Source organism: Achromobacter sp. SLBN-14 (genome assembly GCF_006715415.1).
Classification (GTDB): Bacteria; Pseudomonadota; Gammaproteobacteria; order Burkholderiales; family Burkholderiaceae_B; genus Achromobacter; species Achromobacter mucicolens.
The window spans coordinates 4,210,901-4,230,215 of sequence record NZ_VFNE01000001.1 but is presented as its reverse complement, the minus strand read 5'-3'; the positions used below and the strand labels follow the sequence as shown (position 1 = coordinate 4,230,215).

Annotated in this window: 18 protein-coding genes; 9 read left to right on the top strand and 9 right to left on the bottom strand. The window is 67.4% G+C overall.

Features of this window, described 5'->3' with window-relative positions:
• Positions 1–3: 3 nt before the first annotated feature.
• Positions 4–501 (bottom strand): universal stress protein, encoded by a 498-nt coding sequence (locus FBY20_RS19255; protein WP_056322930.1) that lies wholly within the window; start codon positions 499–501, stop codon positions 4–6.
• Positions 501–1,133, bottom strand: a complete 633-nt coding sequence (locus FBY20_RS19250; RefSeq protein ID WP_142054032.1) for a hypothetical protein — start codon at positions 1,131–1,133, stop codon at positions 501–503. Before FBY20_RS19250 ends, FBY20_RS19255 begins: the two co-directional genes overlap by 1 nt.
• Positions 1,134–1,376: 243 nt before the next feature.
• On the opposite strand from FBY20_RS19250, the gene FBY20_RS19245 reads away from it, so the two are divergent.
• Positions 1,377–2,219, top strand: a complete 843-nt coding sequence (locus tag FBY20_RS19245; RefSeq protein WP_255452401.1) for a L,D-transpeptidase — start codon at positions 1,377–1,379, stop codon at positions 2,217–2,219.
• 31 nt (positions 2,220–2,250) lie between these two features.
• On the opposite strand, the gene FBY20_RS19240 is transcribed toward FBY20_RS19245, so the two are convergent.
• Together FBY20_RS19240 and FBY20_RS19235 are read right to left on the bottom strand one after the other, a co-directional pair.
• Positions 2,251–2,781: a universal stress protein gene (locus FBY20_RS19240; RefSeq protein ID WP_056322924.1), complete on the bottom strand. Its 531-nt coding sequence runs from the start codon at positions 2,779–2,781 to the stop codon at positions 2,251–2,253.
• A gap of 15 nt (positions 2,782–2,796) precedes the next feature.
• Complete coding sequence (locus FBY20_RS19235) at positions 2,797–3,222, bottom strand: Hsp20/alpha crystallin family protein (protein ID WP_056322922.1); 426 nt, start codon at positions 3,220–3,222, stop codon at positions 2,797–2,799.
• 256 nt (positions 3,223–3,478) lie between these two features.
• Between FBY20_RS19235 and FBY20_RS19230 the strand changes: the two genes are divergently transcribed.
• Together FBY20_RS19230 and FBY20_RS19225 are read left to right on the top strand one after the other, a co-directional pair.
• The gene (locus FBY20_RS19230; protein ID WP_062842231.1) at positions 3,479–3,904 is read left to right on the top strand and encodes a universal stress protein; all 426 of its coding nucleotides are present in this window, start codon (positions 3,479–3,481) and stop codon (positions 3,902–3,904) included.
• 11 nt (positions 3,905–3,915) lie between these two features.
• Positions 3,916–6,378: a cation-translocating P-type ATPase gene (locus FBY20_RS19225; RefSeq protein ID WP_142054030.1), complete on the top strand. Its 2,463-nt coding sequence runs from the start codon at positions 3,916–3,918 to the stop codon at positions 6,376–6,378.
• A gap of 54 nt (positions 6,379–6,432) precedes the next feature.
• Here FBY20_RS19225 and FBY20_RS19220 read toward each other — a convergent pair whose 3' ends face one another.
• Complete coding sequence (locus tag FBY20_RS19220) at positions 6,433–6,945, bottom strand: hypothetical protein (protein ID WP_255452400.1); 513 nt, start codon at positions 6,943–6,945, stop codon at positions 6,433–6,435.
• A 215-nt stretch (positions 6,946–7,160) separates the two neighbouring features.
• On the opposite strand from FBY20_RS19220, the gene FBY20_RS19215 reads away from it, so the two are divergent.
• A complete protein-coding gene (locus tag FBY20_RS19215; protein ID WP_142054028.1) occupies positions 7,161–7,604 on the top strand; it encodes a DUF695 domain-containing protein in 444 nt (147 codons plus the stop codon).
• A 31-nt stretch (positions 7,605–7,635) separates the two neighbouring features.
• Here FBY20_RS19215 and FBY20_RS19210 read toward each other — a convergent pair whose 3' ends face one another.
• Genes FBY20_RS19210 through FBY20_RS19200 form a run of 3 tightly spaced genes read right to left on the bottom strand, consistent with a single transcriptional unit; the run spans position 7,636 to position 11,584 of the window.
• Positions 7,636–8,628, bottom strand: coding sequence for a tripartite tricarboxylate transporter substrate binding protein (locus FBY20_RS19210; RefSeq protein ID WP_142054026.1), 993 nt, complete (start codon positions 8,626–8,628; stop codon positions 7,636–7,638).
• Positions 8,629–8,660: 32 nt separating this feature from the next.
• Positions 8,661–10,766 carry an acetate--CoA ligase family protein gene (locus FBY20_RS19205; RefSeq protein WP_142054024.1) on the bottom strand — a complete coding sequence of 702 codons (2,106 nt, stop codon included), beginning with the start codon at positions 10,764–10,766 and terminating at the stop codon, positions 8,661–8,663.
• Positions 10,763–11,584, bottom strand: coding sequence for an enoyl-CoA hydratase/isomerase family protein (locus tag FBY20_RS19200; protein ID WP_142054022.1), 822 nt, complete (start codon positions 11,582–11,584; stop codon positions 10,763–10,765). Before FBY20_RS19200 ends, FBY20_RS19205 begins: the two co-directional genes overlap by 4 nt.
• A 131-nt stretch (positions 11,585–11,715) precedes the next feature.
• Between FBY20_RS19200 and FBY20_RS19195 the strand changes: the two genes are divergently transcribed.
• The 5 genes from FBY20_RS19195 (at position 11,716) to FBY20_RS19175 (ending at position 17,798) form a co-directional block, all read left to right on the top strand.
• Positions 11,716–12,525: an IclR family transcriptional regulator gene (locus tag FBY20_RS19195; RefSeq protein ID WP_142054020.1), complete on the top strand. Its 810-nt coding sequence runs from the start codon at positions 11,716–11,718 to the stop codon at positions 12,523–12,525.
• Positions 12,526–12,648: 123 nt separating this feature from the next.
• A complete protein-coding gene (locus tag FBY20_RS19190) occupies positions 12,649–13,161 on the top strand; it encodes a sigma-70 family RNA polymerase sigma factor (protein WP_062842238.1) in 513 nt (170 codons plus the stop codon).
• Positions 13,154–14,077 carry a FecR domain-containing protein gene (locus tag FBY20_RS19185; protein WP_142054018.1) on the top strand — a complete coding sequence of 308 codons (924 nt, stop codon included), beginning with the start codon at positions 13,154–13,156 and terminating at the stop codon, positions 14,075–14,077. The genes FBY20_RS19190 and FBY20_RS19185 overlap by 8 nt, the downstream gene beginning before the upstream one ends.
• Positions 14,078–14,176: 99 nt before the next feature.
• Complete coding sequence (locus tag FBY20_RS19180; RefSeq protein WP_142054016.1) at positions 14,177–16,567, top strand: TonB-dependent receptor; 2,391 nt, start codon at positions 14,177–14,179, stop codon at positions 16,565–16,567.
• Between the two features lie 7 nt (positions 16,568–16,574).
• A complete protein-coding gene (locus FBY20_RS19175) occupies positions 16,575–17,798 on the top strand; it encodes a PepSY domain-containing protein (protein WP_142054014.1) in 1,224 nt (407 codons plus the stop codon).
• A gap of 18 nt (positions 17,799–17,816) precedes the next feature.
• Here FBY20_RS19175 and FBY20_RS19170 read toward each other — a convergent pair whose 3' ends face one another.
• Positions 17,817–19,208, bottom strand: a complete 1,392-nt coding sequence (locus FBY20_RS19170) for an FAD-binding oxidoreductase (RefSeq protein WP_056322891.1) — start codon at positions 19,206–19,208, stop codon at positions 17,817–17,819.
• Positions 19,209–19,315 lie beyond the last annotated feature (107 nt).

Here is a 19,315-nt window from a genome sequence, read left to right as displayed (position 1 = left end):
GCCCTACCTCCAACTGTTGACGAGTGGTTGAACGGCCTTTGGCGCAGCCTCGCGCACGAGCAGCAAGGGGACGGCCACGCCGCGCGGCAGATTCGGAGCCGGGCTGGCCATCGGCATCCTGCGCACGTCGCGCGACCGGTGCGCCCCGATCACGATCAGATCGGCCTCCCAGGCCCGGGCCTCGGCCGCCAGGCATTCCTCGAACGAGCGTTCGCCTGCTTCGACGAGCGCGCTATCGACGGCAATGCAGTTGGCGCGCACCTTTGTTGCCGCATTGCGCAGCAGTTCGGCGGCATGCTCAAACAATAGCGCCTGAATTTCCGCCGGGAAATAGCAATTTGCGCCTAGCGCGCCGGACGACGGCCGAGGCTGGACGATACAGATCAGCCGAATGACACCGTCATGGAGAAAGGCCAGGCGTATTGCCTCATCCAACCCCGATTCAGAGGTCGAGCTGCCGTCAATCGGTATGAGAATCCGTCTATACATGGCCGAGAGCATCAAGGTTGGAAGGGAATTCCGGTTTTTCCGTGGCAGGCATCGGCTTCATCGGCGCACATGTAAACCGGGACCTTGACGAACAGCATGCCCTGGAGCGACAGGCCTCGAACCAGTTCGGTTGCCGACAGGATGAAGCCCGCGATCGGTTCGACGACCAGCTCGCGCGCGGCCATGGCGGTTTCGTCCAGGATCTGGATGGTTCCGCTGGCGCCCTCTTCCCACCCAGGCCCGGCCTGGAACCCGCGCAGGGCCGCATAGGACGAGAAGACCAGGATCAGCGCCTTGTCGTTCAGCCCAAGCACCGAGCCCGGCGGACTGGCGATGACGTTGTAGTAATAGCGCCCCTCGGCGGCGTCGATCAGTACACCGCGCCCATAGGCCATCCCCAGGATGCTTCCGTCGGCGTGCAAGGCCGGCACGACCAGCACGCCAAATGACCGGCCAACCAGCGCCTTGGCCGCGGGCGACAGACGATAGAGCCGCGACAGCGTGGCCTCGGCTTCCTGATCAACGCGGTTCAACAGGCCGGGCGGTACCGGCATCAACGAATCCGCCGGCTGTCCGAGCGCGGCGCTAGCCGGCAGCAGAGCCAGAATCAGGTGAAGCAACACGGCGAGGACGCTTGTCTTCATGGGTTTCATCTTGAACCTGTCTGGCAAGCGCTTGTTGACCAAAATCACGAATTCGACGCTGACCGGCGGCCCTTGCGGTGGGGCTTGGTCGAACGATCCTTCGCACGCGTGCCGCATCCTGGCCGGCACGCACGCCGCAATTGGAAGAGAGATTGACCGGCGTCAATCGCGTCCGCGGCAGCCGCGCGATCATGCTTGCATGGCCAGGCCCGCGGCCTGGTACGCGAAAGCGCCGGAGACACCATGAAAAACAAGCCGAGTTCCGTGGAGGGATCGGGCCATGGCCCCGCCACCGCGCGGGCTGCCGTGTGGTGCGCCGTCCTGTCGGCGATGATGACCAGCCCGGTACCGGCCCAGGTCACGCCGCAGGACGTCATGCAGACCTTTGCGCTGCGCGTGGCGCCCGCGCTGACGGTTCCGGCCGACGAGCAGATCCGCTATGCAAGCCTGGCGCTGGGGATGCTCAAGGAAGCGGGGCTCGGCCTATTGGGCCCCCAGTACGCCCTCGTGGTCGACCGCAATCCAAAGGTACAGGCGGTCTTCCTCTTTTGGCTGCCCGCCATCGGCATGCCCGTCCATGTGGGCGCGGCGCCGGTGTCTACCGGCAGGATCGGCCAGTTCGATCACTTTGAAACGCCCACGGGCGTGTACCCGCATACCTTGGCCAATCCGGACTTCCGCGCCCAGGGCACGAAGAACGCGAATGGCATCCTGGGCTACGGCGCCAAGGGCATGCGGGTCTATGACTTCGGCTGGCAGCAGGCATTGCGGGGATGGGGCAATGGCGGCGTCAGCACGATGCGCCTGCAGATGCACGCGACCGATCCCGTCCTGCTGGAGTCCAAGCTGGGAACGCCGCAATCCAAAGGCTGCATCCGCATTCCGGCAACCCTGAACCGCTTGCTCGACAGCTACGGATTGCTGGACGCCGACTACGAGCTCGCGGCCGATCTGATTGCACGGCCGTGGGTGCTGCAACCCGGCAGGACGCGCGCCGATGGCGCCGGACGCTATCTGATCATCGTCGACACCGAACGCGAGAGCCGGCCGGGCTGGACCGTGCCGGCGCGCGCTGCCGCACATTGATTGAGCAGTCCGATTCGCCTGCCTGGTGGATTCAAGACGAGTCGACGCGATACGCAAGCCTAGAGGCGATTTCGGCCTGACGCCCGCCGTGCACTGAGAGGCGTTGCGCTTTTCGCGCCGATTCGTGCACCAGCAGCATGGGCGCGGCGCGGCGGGCGCTCCTGGCCCCGGCGCCCCGGGGGATGGCGTTAAAGCCGTCGCCCCCGCGAGCGCCCATGACGATCAGATCCGCGCCCCACGCGTCGGCCTCCTGGGCCACGCGCTCCTCGAAGGATTGTTCGCCTGCCTCGAACAGCGCGCTATCGACCGGGATGCAACGTGCGCGCACCCGGCGCGCGGCGTTGCGCAGCACTTGAACGCCAAGCTCGCGCGACAGCATGCGCACCTCTTTTGGGGAATAGCAATCCGCGCCGATCCGCGAGGACAAGGGCAGTTCCCCGACCACGCAGATCAATCGAATGCGGGCGCCGTTGCACACGGCCAGACGCATGGCTTCGTCCAGCCCCAGTTCGGCGGTCTGGCTGCCGTCGATGGGAATGAGGATCCGTCTATACAGGGACATGGCTGTAAACCGCCGTCATTCGATCTGCAGCGTCTTGTTCCGGCTTCCGGCCGATTTGGGTAGTGTCAGGGTCAGGACGCCGTTCTCGCAGACCGCCTTGGCGGCCGCTTCATCGATGGGGCTGGCCAGCGACACGGAGCGTTGAACCTGGCCCCAGAAACGCTCCCGGCGGATGACGTTTCCCGCCTCTTTCGTTTCACTGTGCTTTTCCTTGTTGGCCGAGATCATCACCGTGTTGCCATCGATCTGCACGGTGATGTCCTTCTTGTCGATCCCGGGCACGTCGGCCTTCAGGACGTACTTGTCGCCTGCCTCGGTGACATCGATGTCCATCCGGGGGGCCTGATCCTCCCCGTTCTGCCGGATCGGCCGCAGGAACGCCTGGAAAACGTCCGCGAAGGGTTCGCTCGAAAATGGGCTGTATTGCGTCAAGCGCGACATGGCTATCTCCTTTTCGTGAGGATGAGACGCGGGAGGCTCGCCCGCCTCTCCATGTTGCCCCCGTCTGAAATCGCCAAATTGACCTTTGTCATGGAGAAATCGGGGACAAACGTCGGGTCCCGCGCAGGCCTGGCCGCGCTCGCCCACGCGATCGGGCGAAAGCTTGACTGACGTCAACTTCCACGACCGCATCGGCGCGATGATGGCATCACGCCCGAGCCATGCGGCCCGGGCAGACACTGCTATCGGAGGGGTCGTGAAAAACGTGCTTATCCCCGTTGACGGATCGGGCAATTCCCTGCGCGCCGTGCGCTATGTGGTCGACCAGGTCCGCGAACATGGCCCTTGCGCCATCCACCTGCTGAATGTGCAGCCGCCCATTGCTTCCGGCACGATATTGGCGTTCTTTGAGCCGGATGCCATCGAGGAATTCTATGAGGACGAAGCCAAGGCCGCCCTCGCGGAGTCGGAGGCCTTGCTGGACCGCTCGGGCATCGTCTATCAAAAGGCGACGCGGGTGGGCAACATTGCCGAATGCATCAAGGCCCACGCCACCGAGCAGGGTTGCGACCATATCGTCATGGGGTCGCGAGGACTGGGCGCGGCCGGCAGCCTGTTTCTGGGATCGACCACGCTGAAGGTGCTGCACACAGTTCACATTCCGGTGGTGCTGATCACCTAGGCCGATGCGCCATGCCTTCGCCGGACCATCAACGCACCCTGGCCTCGATCAGCCTGGATCTGGTCAAGGATCCGATGTTCGCGTTGCTGCTGGCCGGCGGCGGCCTGTACACGCTTCTGGGCGCCTGGCAGGAAGCGGCGCTATTGCTGCTTTTTGTACTGGTCATTTTTGCGCTGACGGTGGCGCAGTCATTACGTACCGCACGCGCCCTTGACGCATTGGATCGTCTGGCGGCGCCCCGCGCCCTGCTGCTGCGCGACGGCAAGCGGCACTGGGTGCCGTCGGCCGAACTGAAGCCGGGCGATGCGGTGCTGCTTGCCGAAGGCAACCGCGTCCCCGCGGACGGCCGGTTGACGGACGGCGAGGGTCTGCTGGTGGACGAGTCGCCGCTTACCGGCGAGTTCCAGCCCGTTTACAAGCGGCCATCGGGCACGGTTGAGGGCGATGCCGAGGTGCTGAGCGGGACGCTGGTGCTGTCGGGAACCGGCACCCTGCGCGTTCTTGCCGTGGGAGACGACACGCGGTTGGGCGCGCTAGGGCAGTCGATGCGGCAACTGACGCCGGAACGCGCGCCCCTGGAATTGCAGACCCGCCATTTCATCCTGCGGTTCATGTGGGTGGGGTTCTTCCTGTCGCTGGCCACCTGGGCCCTGTACGTCTACATGCGGGGAGGATGGTTCGAAGGGATGCTGGCGGGCATCGCGTTGGCGATGAGTCTGCTTCCGCAGGATTTCCCCGTCATCGTGACCATCTTCTCCGCGCTGGAAGCCCGGCGCATCGCGGGCGAAGGCGTGCTTGTCCGCAAGCTGAGCGTGGTCGAAACCCTGGGCAAGACCACCGTGTTGTGCGCCGACAAGACGGGCACCATGACGACAAACACCATGGTCGTTCGCGCGCTTTACGCTAGCTCAGTGCGCATCGATGCCGCCGATCTCGCGGGCGCGACGGCGGCGGATAGCGCGGCCGAGGCCAGGACCTTGGCCGAAACGCTTGCGCTGGCGAGCGTGCCCGATTCCGGGGATGCAATGGAGGACGCCTTTCGCATTTTTGCCGCGTCGCTTGGCAGGCATCCGCCGGCGGGCGGTCTTGCCTTGGTTAAAGCCTATGCCTTCTCGTCCGCACGGTTGGCTGTGATCCACGTCTGGACTACGGCGCAAGCGGATGACGCCCGTCTCGCGTGCAAGGGCGCGCCGGAGGCGGTGTTCAAGCTTTGCCAGCTGTCGCCGGCGCGCACGGCGCAGCTGCAGGCCGAGGTCCAGCGCATGGCCGCGGCGGGGCTGAGGGTGTTGGCGGCCGCCACCGGGCGCTGGCCGAACGGGCGGCTTCCCGATCAGCCCGACGACCTGCCGCTGCAGTTCGCGGGCTTGGTGGGCCTCGAAAATCCGCTGAAGGAAGGCGTGGCCGAGTCGGTCGCCGCGTGCGATGCGGCGGGCATACGCGTGCTGATGCTGACGGGCGATCATCCGGAGACGGCCCGCGCCATTGCCCGCCAGGCGGGCATTCCGGCGGACTACGTGGCTGAAGGCGATGTGCTGGCGCGGGAAGGCGGCGAGCATCTGGCCGAACTGGTCGGCCGCACCTGCGTTTACGCGCGCGTAAAGCCGGAACAGAAGCTGCGCCTGGTCAAGATGCTCAAGCGGCAAGGCGCCATCGTTGCAATGACGGGAGACGGCGTCAACGACGCCCCCGCATTGCGAGCGGCCCACGTCGGCATCGCCATGGGCGCGCGTGGCACCGATGTCGCGCGCGAAGCCGCCGACCTGGTCCTGACCCGCGACGATTTCTCGGACATCTTGAACGCGGTCCGGCAAAGCCGCCGCCTGTTCGACAACCTGTCCAAGGCAATCGTCTACATCGTCGCGGCGCATGTGCCGATCGCCGGGCTGGTGATCCTGCCACTGCTCTTTGGCTGGCCGGAACTGCTGCGCCCGGCCCATGTGGCGTTCCTGGAGATCGTCATCGGCCCCCTGTGCGGACTGGCTTTCGAGTCCGTCGCGGCAGAGCCGGACCTGATGCGCCGCCCTCCCCTGCCCGTCGAGAAGCCGCTGTTTTCACTACGAACCTTCCTGATTGGCCTGGCCCAGGGGCTGGCGCTGTTGGCATCCGCCGGCGTTCTCTACGCCTGGCTGCAGCAGACCCAGACGCCCGCGGATACCGCGCGCGCCACCGCCTTCTGTGCGCTGGTGCTGGGCAATCTGACCTTGATGGTCAACAACCGCTCGCCACATCAGCGGCACGCCGGCACTTGGGACGGCGCCACCCGGCTGGCGGTCGCGGCGACGCTGGCGCTGCTGGCCCTGACGCTGCAATGGCCTGCCCTGCGCGGGCTGTTCGAATTCGGCCCGCTGGGCCTCCGGGAATGGGCGGCGGCACTGCTGGCCGCGGTGACGGTGTGGCCGGTGGCGCGAGGACTGCGGCCGCTGGGCCGGCCGCTGAGCGCGGCAGGCGCGCTGCCATGCGGGGCCGCTCGATAACGCGGCGACGCGACTGGCGTCGCCGCTGCCAGGCGCACGCGCCCACCGCGGCGGTCACCGTTGTGGCGTGGCCGAATTGAGTTGCTGCTGCAGCATCTGCTCCATCATCCGCTGCTGCATTCCCATGTATTGGTCGCGCATGTATTGATGTTCCCGGACCTGCTCAGGCGTCAGTCCGGAGTAATTGCCTCTCATGGCGTTCCACCCCATCATCGGGCCTCCCCGATGATGGGGGCCGCCGCCACCCTGCGCGCAGCAAGGTCCCATGCCGCCCGTCCACATCTGGCGCATCATGCCCATGGTGTTCTGCATGAGCTGCCGGTGCTCAAGCATGAGCTTCTGCCGCGCATCCGGATCGGTGGTCTTCTGGATCGCATCCATCTGCTTTTGCATGTTTTCCAGATTCTCCCTGACTTGCGCAGCCTGCTTGTCGAAGTCCTGGACATTGCCGCCCGGCGAGGCCGGCTGGGCCGGGCGCGCGGGCGCGTCGGTGGGCGGCGCGGCAAGCGCCAGGCCAGGGGCCGACAAGGCAAGCATCGCGGCAATGGCCGCAGTCTTCATGTTCATGATCGATCTCCACCCGATTGCCAATTGCACAAGATTCACTGCGCGCAACGCCTGCGCAGCGCCAGCATAGATCGGCCAGAAACCCCGAAATTGACAATCGTCAACATCCCCTGGGCCCCTTCGCAGGGCCGCTGCAAGGGCTCCGCGGCCCGTCTGGACCGCATGCGATAGACTCGTGGCCTGTTTCGACGAAGTAGTGAAAAGGAGTTCAAGCAATGCCCAGCATTTTTCCAGGCGATCTTTGGGCGGTGGGCGAAGCCCGCGTCAACGGACTGCCGGTCGTCATCCGCTTTCGCACCGGTCTGCCGGCCGAGGCCGACCGCCCGATCAACGAGAACCTGATCATCATCACGTGGCCGTACGAGGGCATCGAATCGGGCATGCCCAATGATGAAGACAAGCAGCGCACCAACCGTTTCGAAGAGGCCGTCGAGCAGGGCTTCGAGAATTCGGACGCCGGCGTGCAGGTGGCTTGCCTGACGGGCAATCATCAGAAAGAGTGGCGCTACTACACGCCGAATGTCGAGGCGTTTCTGGATGCGTTCAACAAGTGCCTGGCGGGGCATCCCGTGTATCCGATTCAATTGCGCATGTTCCAGGATCCGGACTGGAAGGCGCTGTCGGAATTGCAGCCGGAAGGGTCCGACCAGCTGCATTGAACGCACGCCCGCGAACACCGGGCAGGCCCGCTCAGGGCTTATCCGTGATTCCGGCGTCCTGGATGATCCGGCTCCAGCGCGCCTCTTCCTCCTTCACGTACTCGCCCAGCGCGGCGGGCGTGCCCACATCGGGCGCCAGGCCTTCCAGCTCCAGCGCCGCGCGGAAATCCGGGTCGCCGGACGCCTTCCTGATTGCCGCGTTCAACGTGTCGATGACGGCGGGCGGCGTGCCGTTCGGCACGAACACGCCATACCAGCTATCCACGAAGTATCCCGCCTCGCCCGCTTCCGCGACGGTCGGCACATCGGGATAGGCCGGCGAACGCTGCTTCGTGGTCACGGCCAGTGCGCGCAGCTGGCCGCTCTTGATGTGGCCGCTGACGCTGGCCGAGGTCGAGAAGATCATGTCGATCTGCCCGCCGATCAGGTCGTTGATGCCGGGACCGGCGCCCTTGTAGGGCACGTGCAGGATGTCCACCTTGCCCAGGCTCTTGAAGAGCTCGCCCGCCAGATGGGCCGAGGTGCCGTTGCCATAGGATCCAAACGTCAGCTTGCCGGGATGGGCGCGCGCATAGGTAAGGATCTCCTGCACGCTCTTGAACGGCGAGTTCGGCGGCACCACCAGCACGTTGGGCGATTTGCCGATCATCGCGACCGGCGCGAAGGCCCGCTCGGTATCGTAGGGCAGCTTCTTGTGAATGGCCGGGTTCACCGCATGAGCAAACGTGGCCATCAGCAAGGTGTAGCCGTCAGGCGGACTCTTGGCCACGTTCTCCGTGCCGATGATGGTGCTGCCGCCCGGGCGGTTTTCCACCACCACCGTCTGGCCCAATTCCTGCGTCAGGCCCTTGGCCAACTGGCGCGCGATCAGATCCGTGCCGCCGCCCGGCGTGAACGGCACGACGATGCGCAAGGGCCTGTCGGGGTAGGCCGCGCGCGCCTGCGGCGCGGCCAATGCGCCCAGCGCCAGTACCGCCGCGGCCATGGCGATGCCGCCACGCGTGAAGAAGTTTTGCTGTTTCATGGTTGTCTCCTGTTTTTATCCACCCGCCTGAACTAGTTCAAGCGGCTTTGCAGGACGGCCACGCCGTCCGCCGCGCAAACGCCCTGGCCCGCAGGCCGAACGAAGAGCGGATTGATTTCGGCTTCGACGAGGACGTCTCCCAACGCGCCCGCCATGCGTGAGAACGCGACGACGGCGGCGACCAACGCCGGCACGTCGGCGCGCTCGCGCCCGCGGTAGCCGTCCAGCAAGGGCCAGGTCTTGAGCCGCCGCAGCCCGGCCATCACCTGCGCCGGCGACAGGCCGGTCCCGTCTTCGGGCAGCATCAAGAGCGTCGTATCCCGGACCAGTTCGGCGACAACGCCTCCCATGCCGAGCAGGATGGCCGACCCCAGGGGATCCCGATGCAGGCCGACGATCACTTCCGCCGCGCCGGTCACCATCTCCTGGACCAGGAAGGCGCGAGGCGCTTCGCCGGTATGGCGCAGGACGTCCTCGCGCATCTGCCGCAGCCGTGCGGGCACGTCCTCCTGCGCCACGTTCACGGCTACGCCGCCCACGTCGCTCTTATGCGTGATGTCGCGCGACAGCAGCTTGAGCACGACCCGCGGGCCCAGCGCGGCCGCGGCCTGCGAGGCCTGTGCCTCGTCCTGCACGACGATTTCCTTGACGCCAGGCACCCCGAACCGGGCAAAGAGCGCCTTGGCCTGCGCCTCGTCGAGCGATCCGCCTTCCCCAAGTTCCAGGCCGTCCGGCAACCCGGCGTTCGGCAGCGCCGTGTTGTCCGCCTCGACGCGCGCCTGTGCCTGCCACATCGCCGCAATGGCCGCGCTGACGCCTTCGGGCGTGTGAAACGCCGGTATGCCGTAGCGGCCAAGCACCTCGGCGGCGCGGGGCGCGTGCGGGCTGATGTAGGCCATCACGGGCTTGGTGGCGCCAGCCAACGTGTCCTTCAACGCGCCTGCCATCAGTTCGGGCTGCGCCACGCCGGACGAACCGACGATCACCACCAGCGCGTCATAGCTGCCGCTGTCGAGCAGAATGCGGATGGCGCCGCGCAGCAGTTCGGGCTGCAGGCCCGCCAGCGTGACGTCGATGGGATTGCGGTCCAGCGCGGCGGGCGTGCCGGGTTGCAGGGCGCGCAGCGCCGCGCCGGTGGCGTCGTCAGGCGCCGGCAGCTCGAACCCCGCGAGGCCCAGGCAGTCCGCCACCAGCGTGCCGGCGCCGCCCGTCGATGTCAGGATCGCAACGCGGCGTCCGGGGAGCTTGCGTGCGTGCGCCAGCGCAGCCGGAATATCCAGTAGGCCCGAGAATGTCTGCGCCCGGATGACGCCCGCATCCTCGAAAAGCGCGTCGTACATGGCGTCGGCGCCGGCCAGCGCCCCGGTGTGCGACGCCGCCGCACGCGCACCCGATTCCGAACGCCCGATCTTGAACGCCACCACCGGTTTACCGGCGGCCCGCGCCTTGCGCGCGGCGGCGCGGAACTTGGCGGGATGGCGAATGCTCTCGACGTACAGCGCGATGACGCGCGTGGCGGGGTCGTCGGCCAGCGCGTCCACGAAGTCGGCCAGTTCCAGGTCGGCCTCGTTGCTGGTCGAAATCAGCTTGGACAGGCCCACGCCGCGGGCGGCGGCGCGCGACAGCAGCGCCCCCAGGATGCCGCCGCTTTGCGAGACGAGCCCCACCGCGCCGGGCTGCAGGTCGTCGATTTCCAGGGCGCCGCTGGCCGACAGCGTGACCCGGTCGGTCAGGTTGACCAGGCCGATGGTGTTCGGTCCCAGAATGCGCATGGCGCCAGCGGCCTCGCGCAGCGCTTGCTGGCGGCGCGCGCCCTCCTCGCCGCTTTCCGAGTATCCGCTTGCCAGCACGATGGCCGCGCCCGTGCCGATGGCGGACAGCTCGCGGACGGCCTGCTGCGTGCGCTCGGCGCCCAGCACCACGATGGCGACGTCGGGCGCCTGCGGCAGCGAGCGGATGTCGGGGTAGCAACGCAATCCGTCGATCTCGGACGCCTTCGGATTGACGGGGTAGATGCTGCCCTGAAACCCGTGCTTGCGCAGGTAGGCCACGGGCCGGCCCGAGGTCTTGGCGGGGTCGGCCGACGCCCCGACCACTGCCACGCTGCGGGGCCGCAGCAGCTTGTCCAGGGCGCTCACGGCTTCTCTCCCTGAACGCGGGCCGCCTGCGCCTGCGCCATCTTTTTCAGAAACGCGGCCACGGCGTCGCGGTGCTCGGCGCTGGTGTAGCAGATGCCTTGCGCCTGGCTGCCCATGGCAAACACCTGGTCGGCCGTCAGTTCGAACGTCTGGTCCAGGATCGACTTGCCCAGCGCCAGCGCCGTGGCCGAGCCCTGGCTCAATTCCGCCGCCCACGCCTGGGCCGCCTCCACTTCGGTGCCGGCCGGCACGAGCCGGTCGGCGATGCCCAGTTGCAGGGCCTCCTGTGCCGCCACCTTGCGCCCGGAATAAATCAATTCCTTCGCGCGCGCCAGGCCGACGCGGCGCGGCAGGAAATACATGCCGCCACCGTCCGGGATCAGGCCGCGCGCAATGTAGCTCCACGTGAACGAGGCGCTGTCGGACGCCACGATGAAGTCGCAACTGAGCGCCGTATCCGCCCCCAGGCCCGCCGCCGCGCCGTTCACCGCCGCGATCGTCGGCTTGGGCATGTTGAACAGCAGCCCTTGTGCGTGGTGCACGCGCTGCTGGCGCGACCATCCGTTGAATCCGACCTCGCCCGCCGGCGCGTCCATCCTGCGCTGCATGCCCGCGATGTCGCCGCCCGCGCAGAATCCCTTGCCCTCGCCCGTCAGCACCAGCGCGCGGATCGCGCGGTCCTGTGCGACGTGCTCCAGCGCCTGGATCAATTCGCTGCGCATTGCGTCGCTGATCGCGTTGCGCTTGTCGGGGCGGTTCAGTGTCAGCGTCGCCACGCCGTCCCGCGTCTGCAGTCTGATGAATTCGTAGTCAGCCATTTCCGTGCTCCGTCGTTTCCGGGGCCAGCCCCGGAATCCACAACGGCTGCCGGGCTGGCAACACCGACAAGGTAGGCGCTACAGTGTGCAAATGCACCGCCCTATTTCCATCTAGTGGAATTGCTTCAACCATGCCCGCCGCAACCGAATCCGCTACCGCCGCCAGCCGCCGCTTCACCGGCGTCAGCCAGAACCGCTCGCTGGAACGCGGCCTGGAGATCCTTCGCGCGTTCAAGCCGGGCACGGACCTGCTGGGCAATGGCGATCTGGCCGAACGCACGGGCCTGTCGGCGGCAACGATCAGCAGGCTGACGCAGACCCTCGTGACCAGCGGCTTTCTGGAACACGACCGGCGCGCGCGCGCCTATCGCCTGGCCGCGCCGGTGCTCAGCCTGGGACACGCCATGCACGCCTCGTCTCCGGTGCTGCGCGCGGCCACGCCGCTGATGCGCGAGGTGTCCGTCAAGCAGCGCCTGAACGTGGGCCTGGCCAGCGCCGACCGGGCCGACATGGTCTACCTGGAATCCATCCGCTACAACCGCAAGGCGTCCCTGCGCACCATCGTTGCGGGCCAGCGGGTTCCGATCGAGCTGACGTCGCTGGGCCGCGCCTACCTGGCGACGCTGGACGCCGACACGCGCGACGCCCTGCTGGACCAGATCCGGCGGGGCTATCGCAGCGCCACCTGGAAGCCGATCCGCGCGGACATCGACAGCGCCATCGCCAAGGTGACGGCGCGCGGATATTGCGTGGCGTCGTGGCAGCCGGGCGTGGTGGCGCTGTCCACGCCGCTACGCCCGCTGGGCGGCCCGGCAATGGCGCTGAACATCAGCCTCACCACCGACGACGCGCCGTCCGCGGTGGCGCAGCGGCATGCCCCGGATCTGCTGGCGCTGAAAGCGGGCATCGAGCACGAGCTGGAAAGCCAGCGTCCCGCCTGACACCTGCCCCCCCTCGGATTCCCTGATGCCGCCCCCCGCAAACCGCTGATACAATAAGAACCATTCTCAATCTCGACACCTTCCGTCCGGGATTGCCAACGTCTCCCCTTTCGCCGCACTTCCATGACTCGCAGCCTGGCGCCGGATCACCATCATGTGGGCGCACTCTATGTGGACCATCACCGCTGGCTGGTGAACTGGCTGCGCAGAAAGCTGGGGTGCGGCTTTGACGCCGCGGATATCGCGCAAGACACCTTTCATCGGCTGTTGGCCGCGCCCGAGCGCGCCCGCGGCCTGCAAGAGCCGCGCGCCTACCTGACGACGCTGGCGCACGGTCTGGCCGTGGACCACATCCGCCGGCGCAAGCTGGAGCGGGCCTACCTCGACGAGCTGGCCCTGCTGCCAGAAGCCCAGGCCCCTTCTCCCGAAACCCGCGCCCTGCTGCTCGAAACCCTGGTGCGCATCGACCGCATGCTGGACGGCCTGAACGCCAAGGCGAAGGCGGCGTTCCTGATGTCCCGGTTGGACGGCATGACCTATCCCGACATCGCGGCAACCTTGCGCGTGTCGGTGAGCTCCGTCGAAAAATACATGGCCGCCGCCATCCGTCATTGCTACGAGCTGCGCTATGGCTGATCGCACCGTGGTGCTGGATCGCGCCATTTCCTTTGCGGTGCGCCTGAACTCGGGCCACGCCGATGCCGCCGAGCACGAGGCCTGCCGCCGCTGGCGCGAGGCCGACGCCGAGCACGAACGGGTCTGGCGCCAGTTGCAGGCGATCGAGACGGATCTGCGCACGGTGTCCGGCTCTGCGGCGGCGTCCGCGCTGCGCGCCGCCCCCGCCCGCGGCCGCCGCCGCGTCCTTGCCATGCTGGCGTTGGGAACGGTGGGCGCTGGCGCGACACTGGCGTGGCGCGACGGCGCCTGGGATCGCATGACCGCCGACTACCGCAGCGGCGTCGGCGAGCGCCGGCGGTTCGCGCTGGAGGGCGGGGCCGAACTGTGGCTGAACACGGGCAGCGCCGTGCGGACCGACCCGGGCGGCCGGCGCCTTACCCTGCTGGCCGGCGAGCTGCGCATGGACACGGGCGCGGCGCCCGCCCCGTGGGAAGTGCGCACGCGCCAGGCGCGTTTCACCGCCACGCAGGCGCGCTTTCTGCTGCGCACGATCGAAGACGCCACGCTGCTGGACATGCAGCGCGGCGACTTGCGCATTGCCCCCTTGCACGGCGCGGAATCGCGCGCCGAACCCGGCGGGCGCTACCGCGTGACGGACCGCGATGCACGGCGCGAACCCGCCGCGCCGTTTGACGCCGATAGCTGGGCCGACGGCGTGCTGACCGTGCGCGGCATGCGGCTCGCGGACTTCCTGCAGGAACTGTCGCGTTATCAGCGCGGCTGGATCAGCTGCGATCCCGCCGTGGCCGATCTGCGGGTGTCGGGCGTCTTCCTGCTGGACGACCTGCCGGGCGCGCTCAATACGCTGTCCCGCGCGCTGCCCACGCGGATCGAGCGCTACGCGGGCCTGTGGACCCGCGTACTGCCCGCCTGAATGCCGTTACAACTTTTTGGCGATTTCGTTTACGGGTTTTGGCGTCCTCGTTCGACATAGGGAATGACAACCCCCGTTTGAACCAGGATCGCCTACGTCATGTCCCGCTCTGCCCGCCCCACCCCGACGCGCCTTCTGCGCCTGCTTCCGTTGTGCGCCGCGCTGGCGCTTGCCCCCGCCGTTCATGCCCAGTCCGCGCGCGTGACGGTCGAACAGGCCGCCGCGCCGCTTGAGACCGCCTTGAACCAGTACGCCGCGTCGGCGCGGGTGACCCTGTCGTTCGATCCGTCGCTCACCACGGGCCGGCAGGCGCCGGCGCTGCGCGGGCCCTACGCCATCGCCGAGGGCTTTGCGGCGCTGCTGGCGGGCAGCGGCCTGGTCGCCGAACAGACGGGCGAACGCCACTTCGTCATCCGGCCCGCTGCACCGTCGGTCAGCACGCTGGCCCCCGTCACGGTGACGGGCGACTCGGCCGCCGAACGCTACAACCCGCCGACCACGGTGGGCTCCAAGACGCCGCTCACGCAACGCCAGATTCCGCAGTCGATCAGTGTGGTCACGCAAGAGCGGATGCGTCAGCAGGCCATGCAGACGCTGGACGACGCGATGCGCAACACGGCGGGCGTCACCGTCGAACGCCGCGACAACAGCCGCTCGATCTTCCATTCGCGCGGCTTTGACATGACGTCGTATCAGATCGACGGTATTCCCACGCAATACGACTGGCGCATGCTGTCCTCGACGGACCTTGCCATCTACGACCGCGTCGAGGTCCTGAAAGGCCCGGCGGGCCTGTACAACGGCGCGGGCGGGCTGGGCGGCGCGATCAACCTGGTCCACAAGCGCCCGCAAAAGGAATTCGGCTTCGAAGGCAGCGTCTCGGCGGGATCGTGGGACAACTACCGCTCCGAGGTCGACCTGACCGGCGGCCTGAACGAGGACGGCTCGCTACGCGGGCGGCTGGTTGGCGTCTACCAGGACCGCCGCTTCTTCTACGACAAAACCAACGAGCAGCATTCCGTGCTGTACGGTGCGCTGGCGTATGACTTCACGCCGCGCACCACGCTGACGGTGGGCGGCGGCCGCCAGGAACGCGACATCCACGCGTCGATGTGGTCGATCCCGGCGCTCATGACCGTGGGCCCCGGCGGCCAGCCCAGTTTTTCGCTGGCCGACATCAAGCGCTCCACCTTCATCGGCGCCGACTGGAACCGTGACCAGTTCACGTCCACCGAAGCCTTCGCCGACGTGGAGCACCGCCTGCACAATGGCTGGACCGCCAAGCTGTCCGGCCGCTACGCCGAAAACAAGCTGGACCGCGAACAGGCGTACGGCTGGGGGCCGGCCAACACCTCGAACAACCTGATCCAGCTGCTGTCGGCCAAGGGCCCGACGCGGCAGGCGCAGACGTCCTACGACGCCTATGCCGACGGCCCCTTCCAGCTGTTCGGCCGCCAGCACAATCTGACGCTGGGCGCCAACTACACCGACTCGCGCTTTGACAACGCGTGGAACTATCCGACGCCGAACTGGGCGCCGCGCATCGACATCACCAACCCGCGCTCGGACTTCGACCGTCTGGACTATGCCTTCAACAACAGCAACCACGCGCGCACCAAGCAATGGGGCCTCTACAGCAACCTGCGCCTGCGTCTGGCCGAGCCGCTGACGCTGGTGGCGGGCGGGCGCTTCAGCTGGTGGGACCTGACTTCGAACCAGCGCACGCTCACCGCGGAAAAGGCGCAGCAGGCCAATTACGACGGCAAGTTCACGCCCAACCTGGGCCTGATCTATGACCTGAACGACACCTATTCGGTCTATACCAGCTACTCCGAGATCTTCCTGCCGCAGAACGGATACACCACGGCGGACGGCAGCATGCTCAAGCCGTTGGAAGGCAAGCAGATCGAGGCCGGCATCAAGGGCGAATACCTGGACGGCGCGCTCAATGCCTCGTTTGCGGTGTTCGAGATCCGCGACGAGAACCGCGCCACGCTCTCGCCGGATTCCACCACGGTCTACACGGCCAACGGCAAGACGCGCAACCGCGGTTTCGAACTGCAGGTCAACGGCGAGATCCAGCCGGGCTGGAACGTCTACGCCGGCTACACGTGGCTGCAAACGCGCGTGGACCAAAGCGCCTCGTACGACTCGAACGTGACCGCCGTCGCGCCGCGCCATCTGCTGCGGCTGTGGACGGATTACCGGCTGCCGGGCGTGGCAAACCGGTGGACCATCGGCGGCGGCGTCAACGTGCAAAGCGGCACCTACGTTGCCCTGCCGCAGTACAACGGCGCGCGGCTGGAGCAAGGTGGCTATGCGACGGTCGACATGAAGATCGGCTACGAGATCAACCGCAACCTGGATGTGGCGCTCAACATCACCAACCTGTTCGACCGCAAGTATTACGCGACCATCAGCTCGCCGCGCTCGCAGAACATCTTTGGCGAGCCGCAGGCCTTCCTGCTGACGCTGCGCGCCAAGTACTGAGCGCGGCATGGCGATCGCAGCGCGCCCGTTCTGGGTCCGCGTGCACCGATGGGCGGGGCTGGCCACCGCCCTGTTCCTGTGCGTGGCCGGGCTGACGGGCAGCATCCTGGCGTTCAAGGAAGACCTGGACGTCTGGTTGAATCCGCAGCTGTTCCTGGCGCCCGCCGAGGGACGCGCGCTGCTGGATCCCTTCGTCCTGCGCGACACGGTTCGCGCGCAGTTGCCGTGGGCCGGCATCGAGCAGGTGCCGCTGCGGCGCGAGGCGGACCGGGCCGTGGTCTTTCGGCTGACGCCGCGGCAGGATGCGGCCACCGGGCGCATGCTGCCGCTGCCCGCCACGCATGCCTTCGCGGATCCCTACAGCGGCAAGGTACTGGGCTGGCGCAACGAGGGTGCGGTGTCGCTCGCGCGCGAGAACCTGCTGCCCTTCATCTACCGGCTGCATCTGGATCTGACGCTGCCCGGCGTCTGGGGCCGCTTGCTGTACGGCATGATCGCGCTCATCTGGACGCTGGACTGTTTTGCAGGCTTTTACCTGACCCTGCCGTCCAAGGGCGCAAAGCGCGCGGGATTCTGGCGCGGGTGGCGGCCCGCCTGGTCGGTCAAGCAAGGCGCCTCGGCGGCGCGCGTCACGCTGGATCTGCACCGCGCCTTCGGCCTCTGGCTGTGGGCCCTGCTGCTGGTGTATGCATGGTCCAGCGTCATGTTCAACCTGCGGGCCCAGGTGTACCAGCCGGTGATGTCGGTCATCATGCCGTTCGACACATCGTGGCGCGGCGCGCCCGTCCTGCCGCAGCCGCTTTCCACGCCCGCGCTGGAAGGCCCGGCCGCCCTTGCGGCCGCGCGCCGCGCGATGGGCGAACTGGCAAAAGAGCGCGGCTTTACCGTGGATGGCGAGGAGTCGCTGATGCTGGACCGGCGGCGCGGCGTGTACGCGTACCTGGCGCATAGCGACGCCGACCTGCGTCGCCACGTGGGCAACACCGCCATCCTGATCGACGCCAACACGGGCGAGCGGCGCGGCATGTACCTGCCCACGCGCGGCGCATGGGGCGACACCTTCAGCAACTGGCTGGGCGCGCTGCACATGGCGCATGTCTTCGGCCTGCCCTATCGGATCTTCGCCTGCCTGCTCGGGCTGATCGTCGTCATGCTGTCCGTGACCGGCGTGCTGATCTGGCGGCGCAAGCAGCGGGGCCGGTCGCATGCCGCAATGCGCCGGCCGGGCTGACACGCCGCCCCGCATGCCTCAAGGCGCGGACGGCCTGATGTTCTGGTTGTGCCGGAAGAGGTTGTGCGGATCGTAGCGGGTCTTTACCTGCACCAGCCGGTCGAAGTTTTCACCATAGGCCGCGCCCACCCTTGCCGTCTCGTCCTGCGTCAGGAAGTTGACGTACACACCGCCCTGCGACCAGGGCTCGGTCGCCTTGAAAATGTCGCGCGTCCAGGCGATGCACCGCGCATCGTCTCCGGGATCGTCCCAACGTCCGTGCACATTCATGGCGAACTGCGCGGACCGGTGCGGATAGGCCGTGGCGGAAACGGGCACACGCATCGCCGCGCCGGCAATGTGGCCGAAAAAAATCTCGCATTGCGGTGACGGCACGTTCTGGACCGCCGACACGACGGCGTCGATCAGCCCGTCCTGCAGCTCACCGATGTTGTGAGACTTCCAGTAGTTGCGCGCGCCGGGCGTCAGCAAGGGATCGAACGCCTTCTGCCAGGCTGCATAAGGCATCGGCCCGAGGTGCTCGCCATAGGGTTCGCCCAAGGCCCGCACCGCCTCCAGCGCCTGCGGCCCCTTGTCCACCCCGCCCGTGTAGCACGCGGCGAAGGCGACGATGGGCTTTCCGTGCACGGACGCCGGCAAGAACGGCAGCGGCGGCGCCTGGCGCAGCACGGCCCACACGGTCAGCTCCGGCGGCATCGATGGCAATGCGTCGCGGTAGCGCGCCAACGCCTTGCGGCCCTGCTCGAGCGGCATCACCACCAGACCGCCGTAAACCTCGGGGCCCACGGGATGAAGCTGGAACTCGAACATCGTGACCACACCGAAATTGCCGCCGCCCCCGCGCAGCGCCCAGAACAGATCCGGGTTCTCCGATTCACTGGCGCGCAGCATCTGGCCGTCGGCGGTGACGACATCCGTAGACACCAGATTGTCGATAGTCAAGCCAAACCTGCGCGTCAACCAGCCAAAACCGCCTCCCAACGTCAGGCCCGCCACGCCGGTCGTGGAGTTGATGCCCAAGGGCACCGCCAGGCCGAACGCCTGCGCTTCGTGATCCAGGTCGGACAACGTGGCGCCCGGTTCCACGTAGGCCCTGGCGCGCGCCGGATCGATACGCACCGATTTCATGGGCGACAGGTCGATCATCATGCCGCCGTCGCAGACGGCGGTGCCCGCGATATTGTGGCCGCCGCCCCGCACCGAAATCACCAGGCCGTGTTCGCGCGCGTAATCCACGGCGCGACGCACGTCGGCCGGCCCGGCGCATCGCGCGATGACGGCAGGCCGCCGGTCCACCGTGGCGTTCCAGATTTTTCGGGCCTCGTCGTAACCGGCATCGCCGGCCGACAGGATCTGACCCCGGGCCGCCGCCCGCAGATCGTCCAAACTACTGCTGGACAGGTTGTTCATCACACATCTCCTTGATGGCGATGTCTTTACAAACCGCGTGTAAAGCCGTCTATCTGCTGGGGCGCGACATGGGAATTGCCTCCTTGGAAAAGGGGCCATGACCCTGT

Bases quoted from the DNA above. Each gene is read 5' to 3' on its own strand.
- FBY20_RS19215 (WP_142054028.1), top strand. From the start codon at position 7,161: ATGCCCAGCATTTTTCCAGGCGATCTTTGGGCGGTGGGCGAAGCCCGC.
- FBY20_RS19225 (WP_142054030.1), top strand. From the start codon at position 3,916: ATGCCTTCGCCGGACCATCAACGCACCCTGGCCTCGATCAGCCTGGAT.
- FBY20_RS19235 (WP_056322922.1), bottom strand. From the start codon at position 3,222: ATGTCGCGCTTGACGCAATACAGCCCATTTTCGAGCGAACCCTTCGCG.
- FBY20_RS19180 (WP_142054016.1), top strand. From the start codon at position 14,177: ATGTCCCGCTCTGCCCGCCCCACCCCGACGCGCCTTCTGCGCCTGCTT.
- FBY20_RS19210 (WP_142054026.1), bottom strand. From the start codon at position 8,628: ATGAAACAGCAAAACTTCTTCACGCGTGGCGGCATCGCCATGGCCGCG.
- FBY20_RS19245 (WP_255452401.1), top strand. From the start codon at position 1,377: ATGAAAAACAAGCCGAGTTCCGTGGAGGGATCGGGCCATGGCCCCGCC.
- FBY20_RS19190 (WP_062842238.1), top strand. From the start codon at position 12,649: ATGACTCGCAGCCTGGCGCCGGATCACCATCATGTGGGCGCACTCTAT.
- FBY20_RS19195 (WP_142054020.1), top strand. From the start codon at position 11,716: ATGCCCGCCGCAACCGAATCCGCTACCGCCGCCAGCCGCCGCTTCACC.
- FBY20_RS19240 (WP_056322924.1), bottom strand. From the start codon at position 2,781: ATGTCCCTGTATAGACGGATCCTCATTCCCATCGACGGCAGCCAGACC.
- FBY20_RS19250 (WP_142054032.1), bottom strand. From the start codon at position 1,133: ATGAAGACAAGCGTCCTCGCCGTGTTGCTTCACCTGATTCTGGCTCTG.
- FBY20_RS19255 (WP_056322930.1), bottom strand. From the start codon at position 501: ATGCTCTCGGCCATGTATAGACGGATTCTCATACCGATTGACGGCAGC.
- FBY20_RS19200 (WP_142054022.1), bottom strand. From the start codon at position 11,584: ATGGCTGACTACGAATTCATCAGACTGCAGACGCGGGACGGCGTGGCG.
- FBY20_RS19185 (WP_142054018.1), top strand. From the start codon at position 13,154: ATGGCTGATCGCACCGTGGTGCTGGATCGCGCCATTTCCTTTGCGGTG.
- FBY20_RS19175 (WP_142054014.1), top strand. From the start codon at position 16,575: ATGGCGATCGCAGCGCGCCCGTTCTGGGTCCGCGTGCACCGATGGGCG.
- FBY20_RS19170 (WP_056322891.1), bottom strand. From the start codon at position 19,208: ATGAACAACCTGTCCAGCAGTAGTTTGGACGATCTGCGGGCGGCGGCC.
- FBY20_RS19220 (WP_255452400.1), bottom strand. From the start codon at position 6,945: ATGAACATGAAGACTGCGGCCATTGCCGCGATGCTTGCCTTGTCGGCC.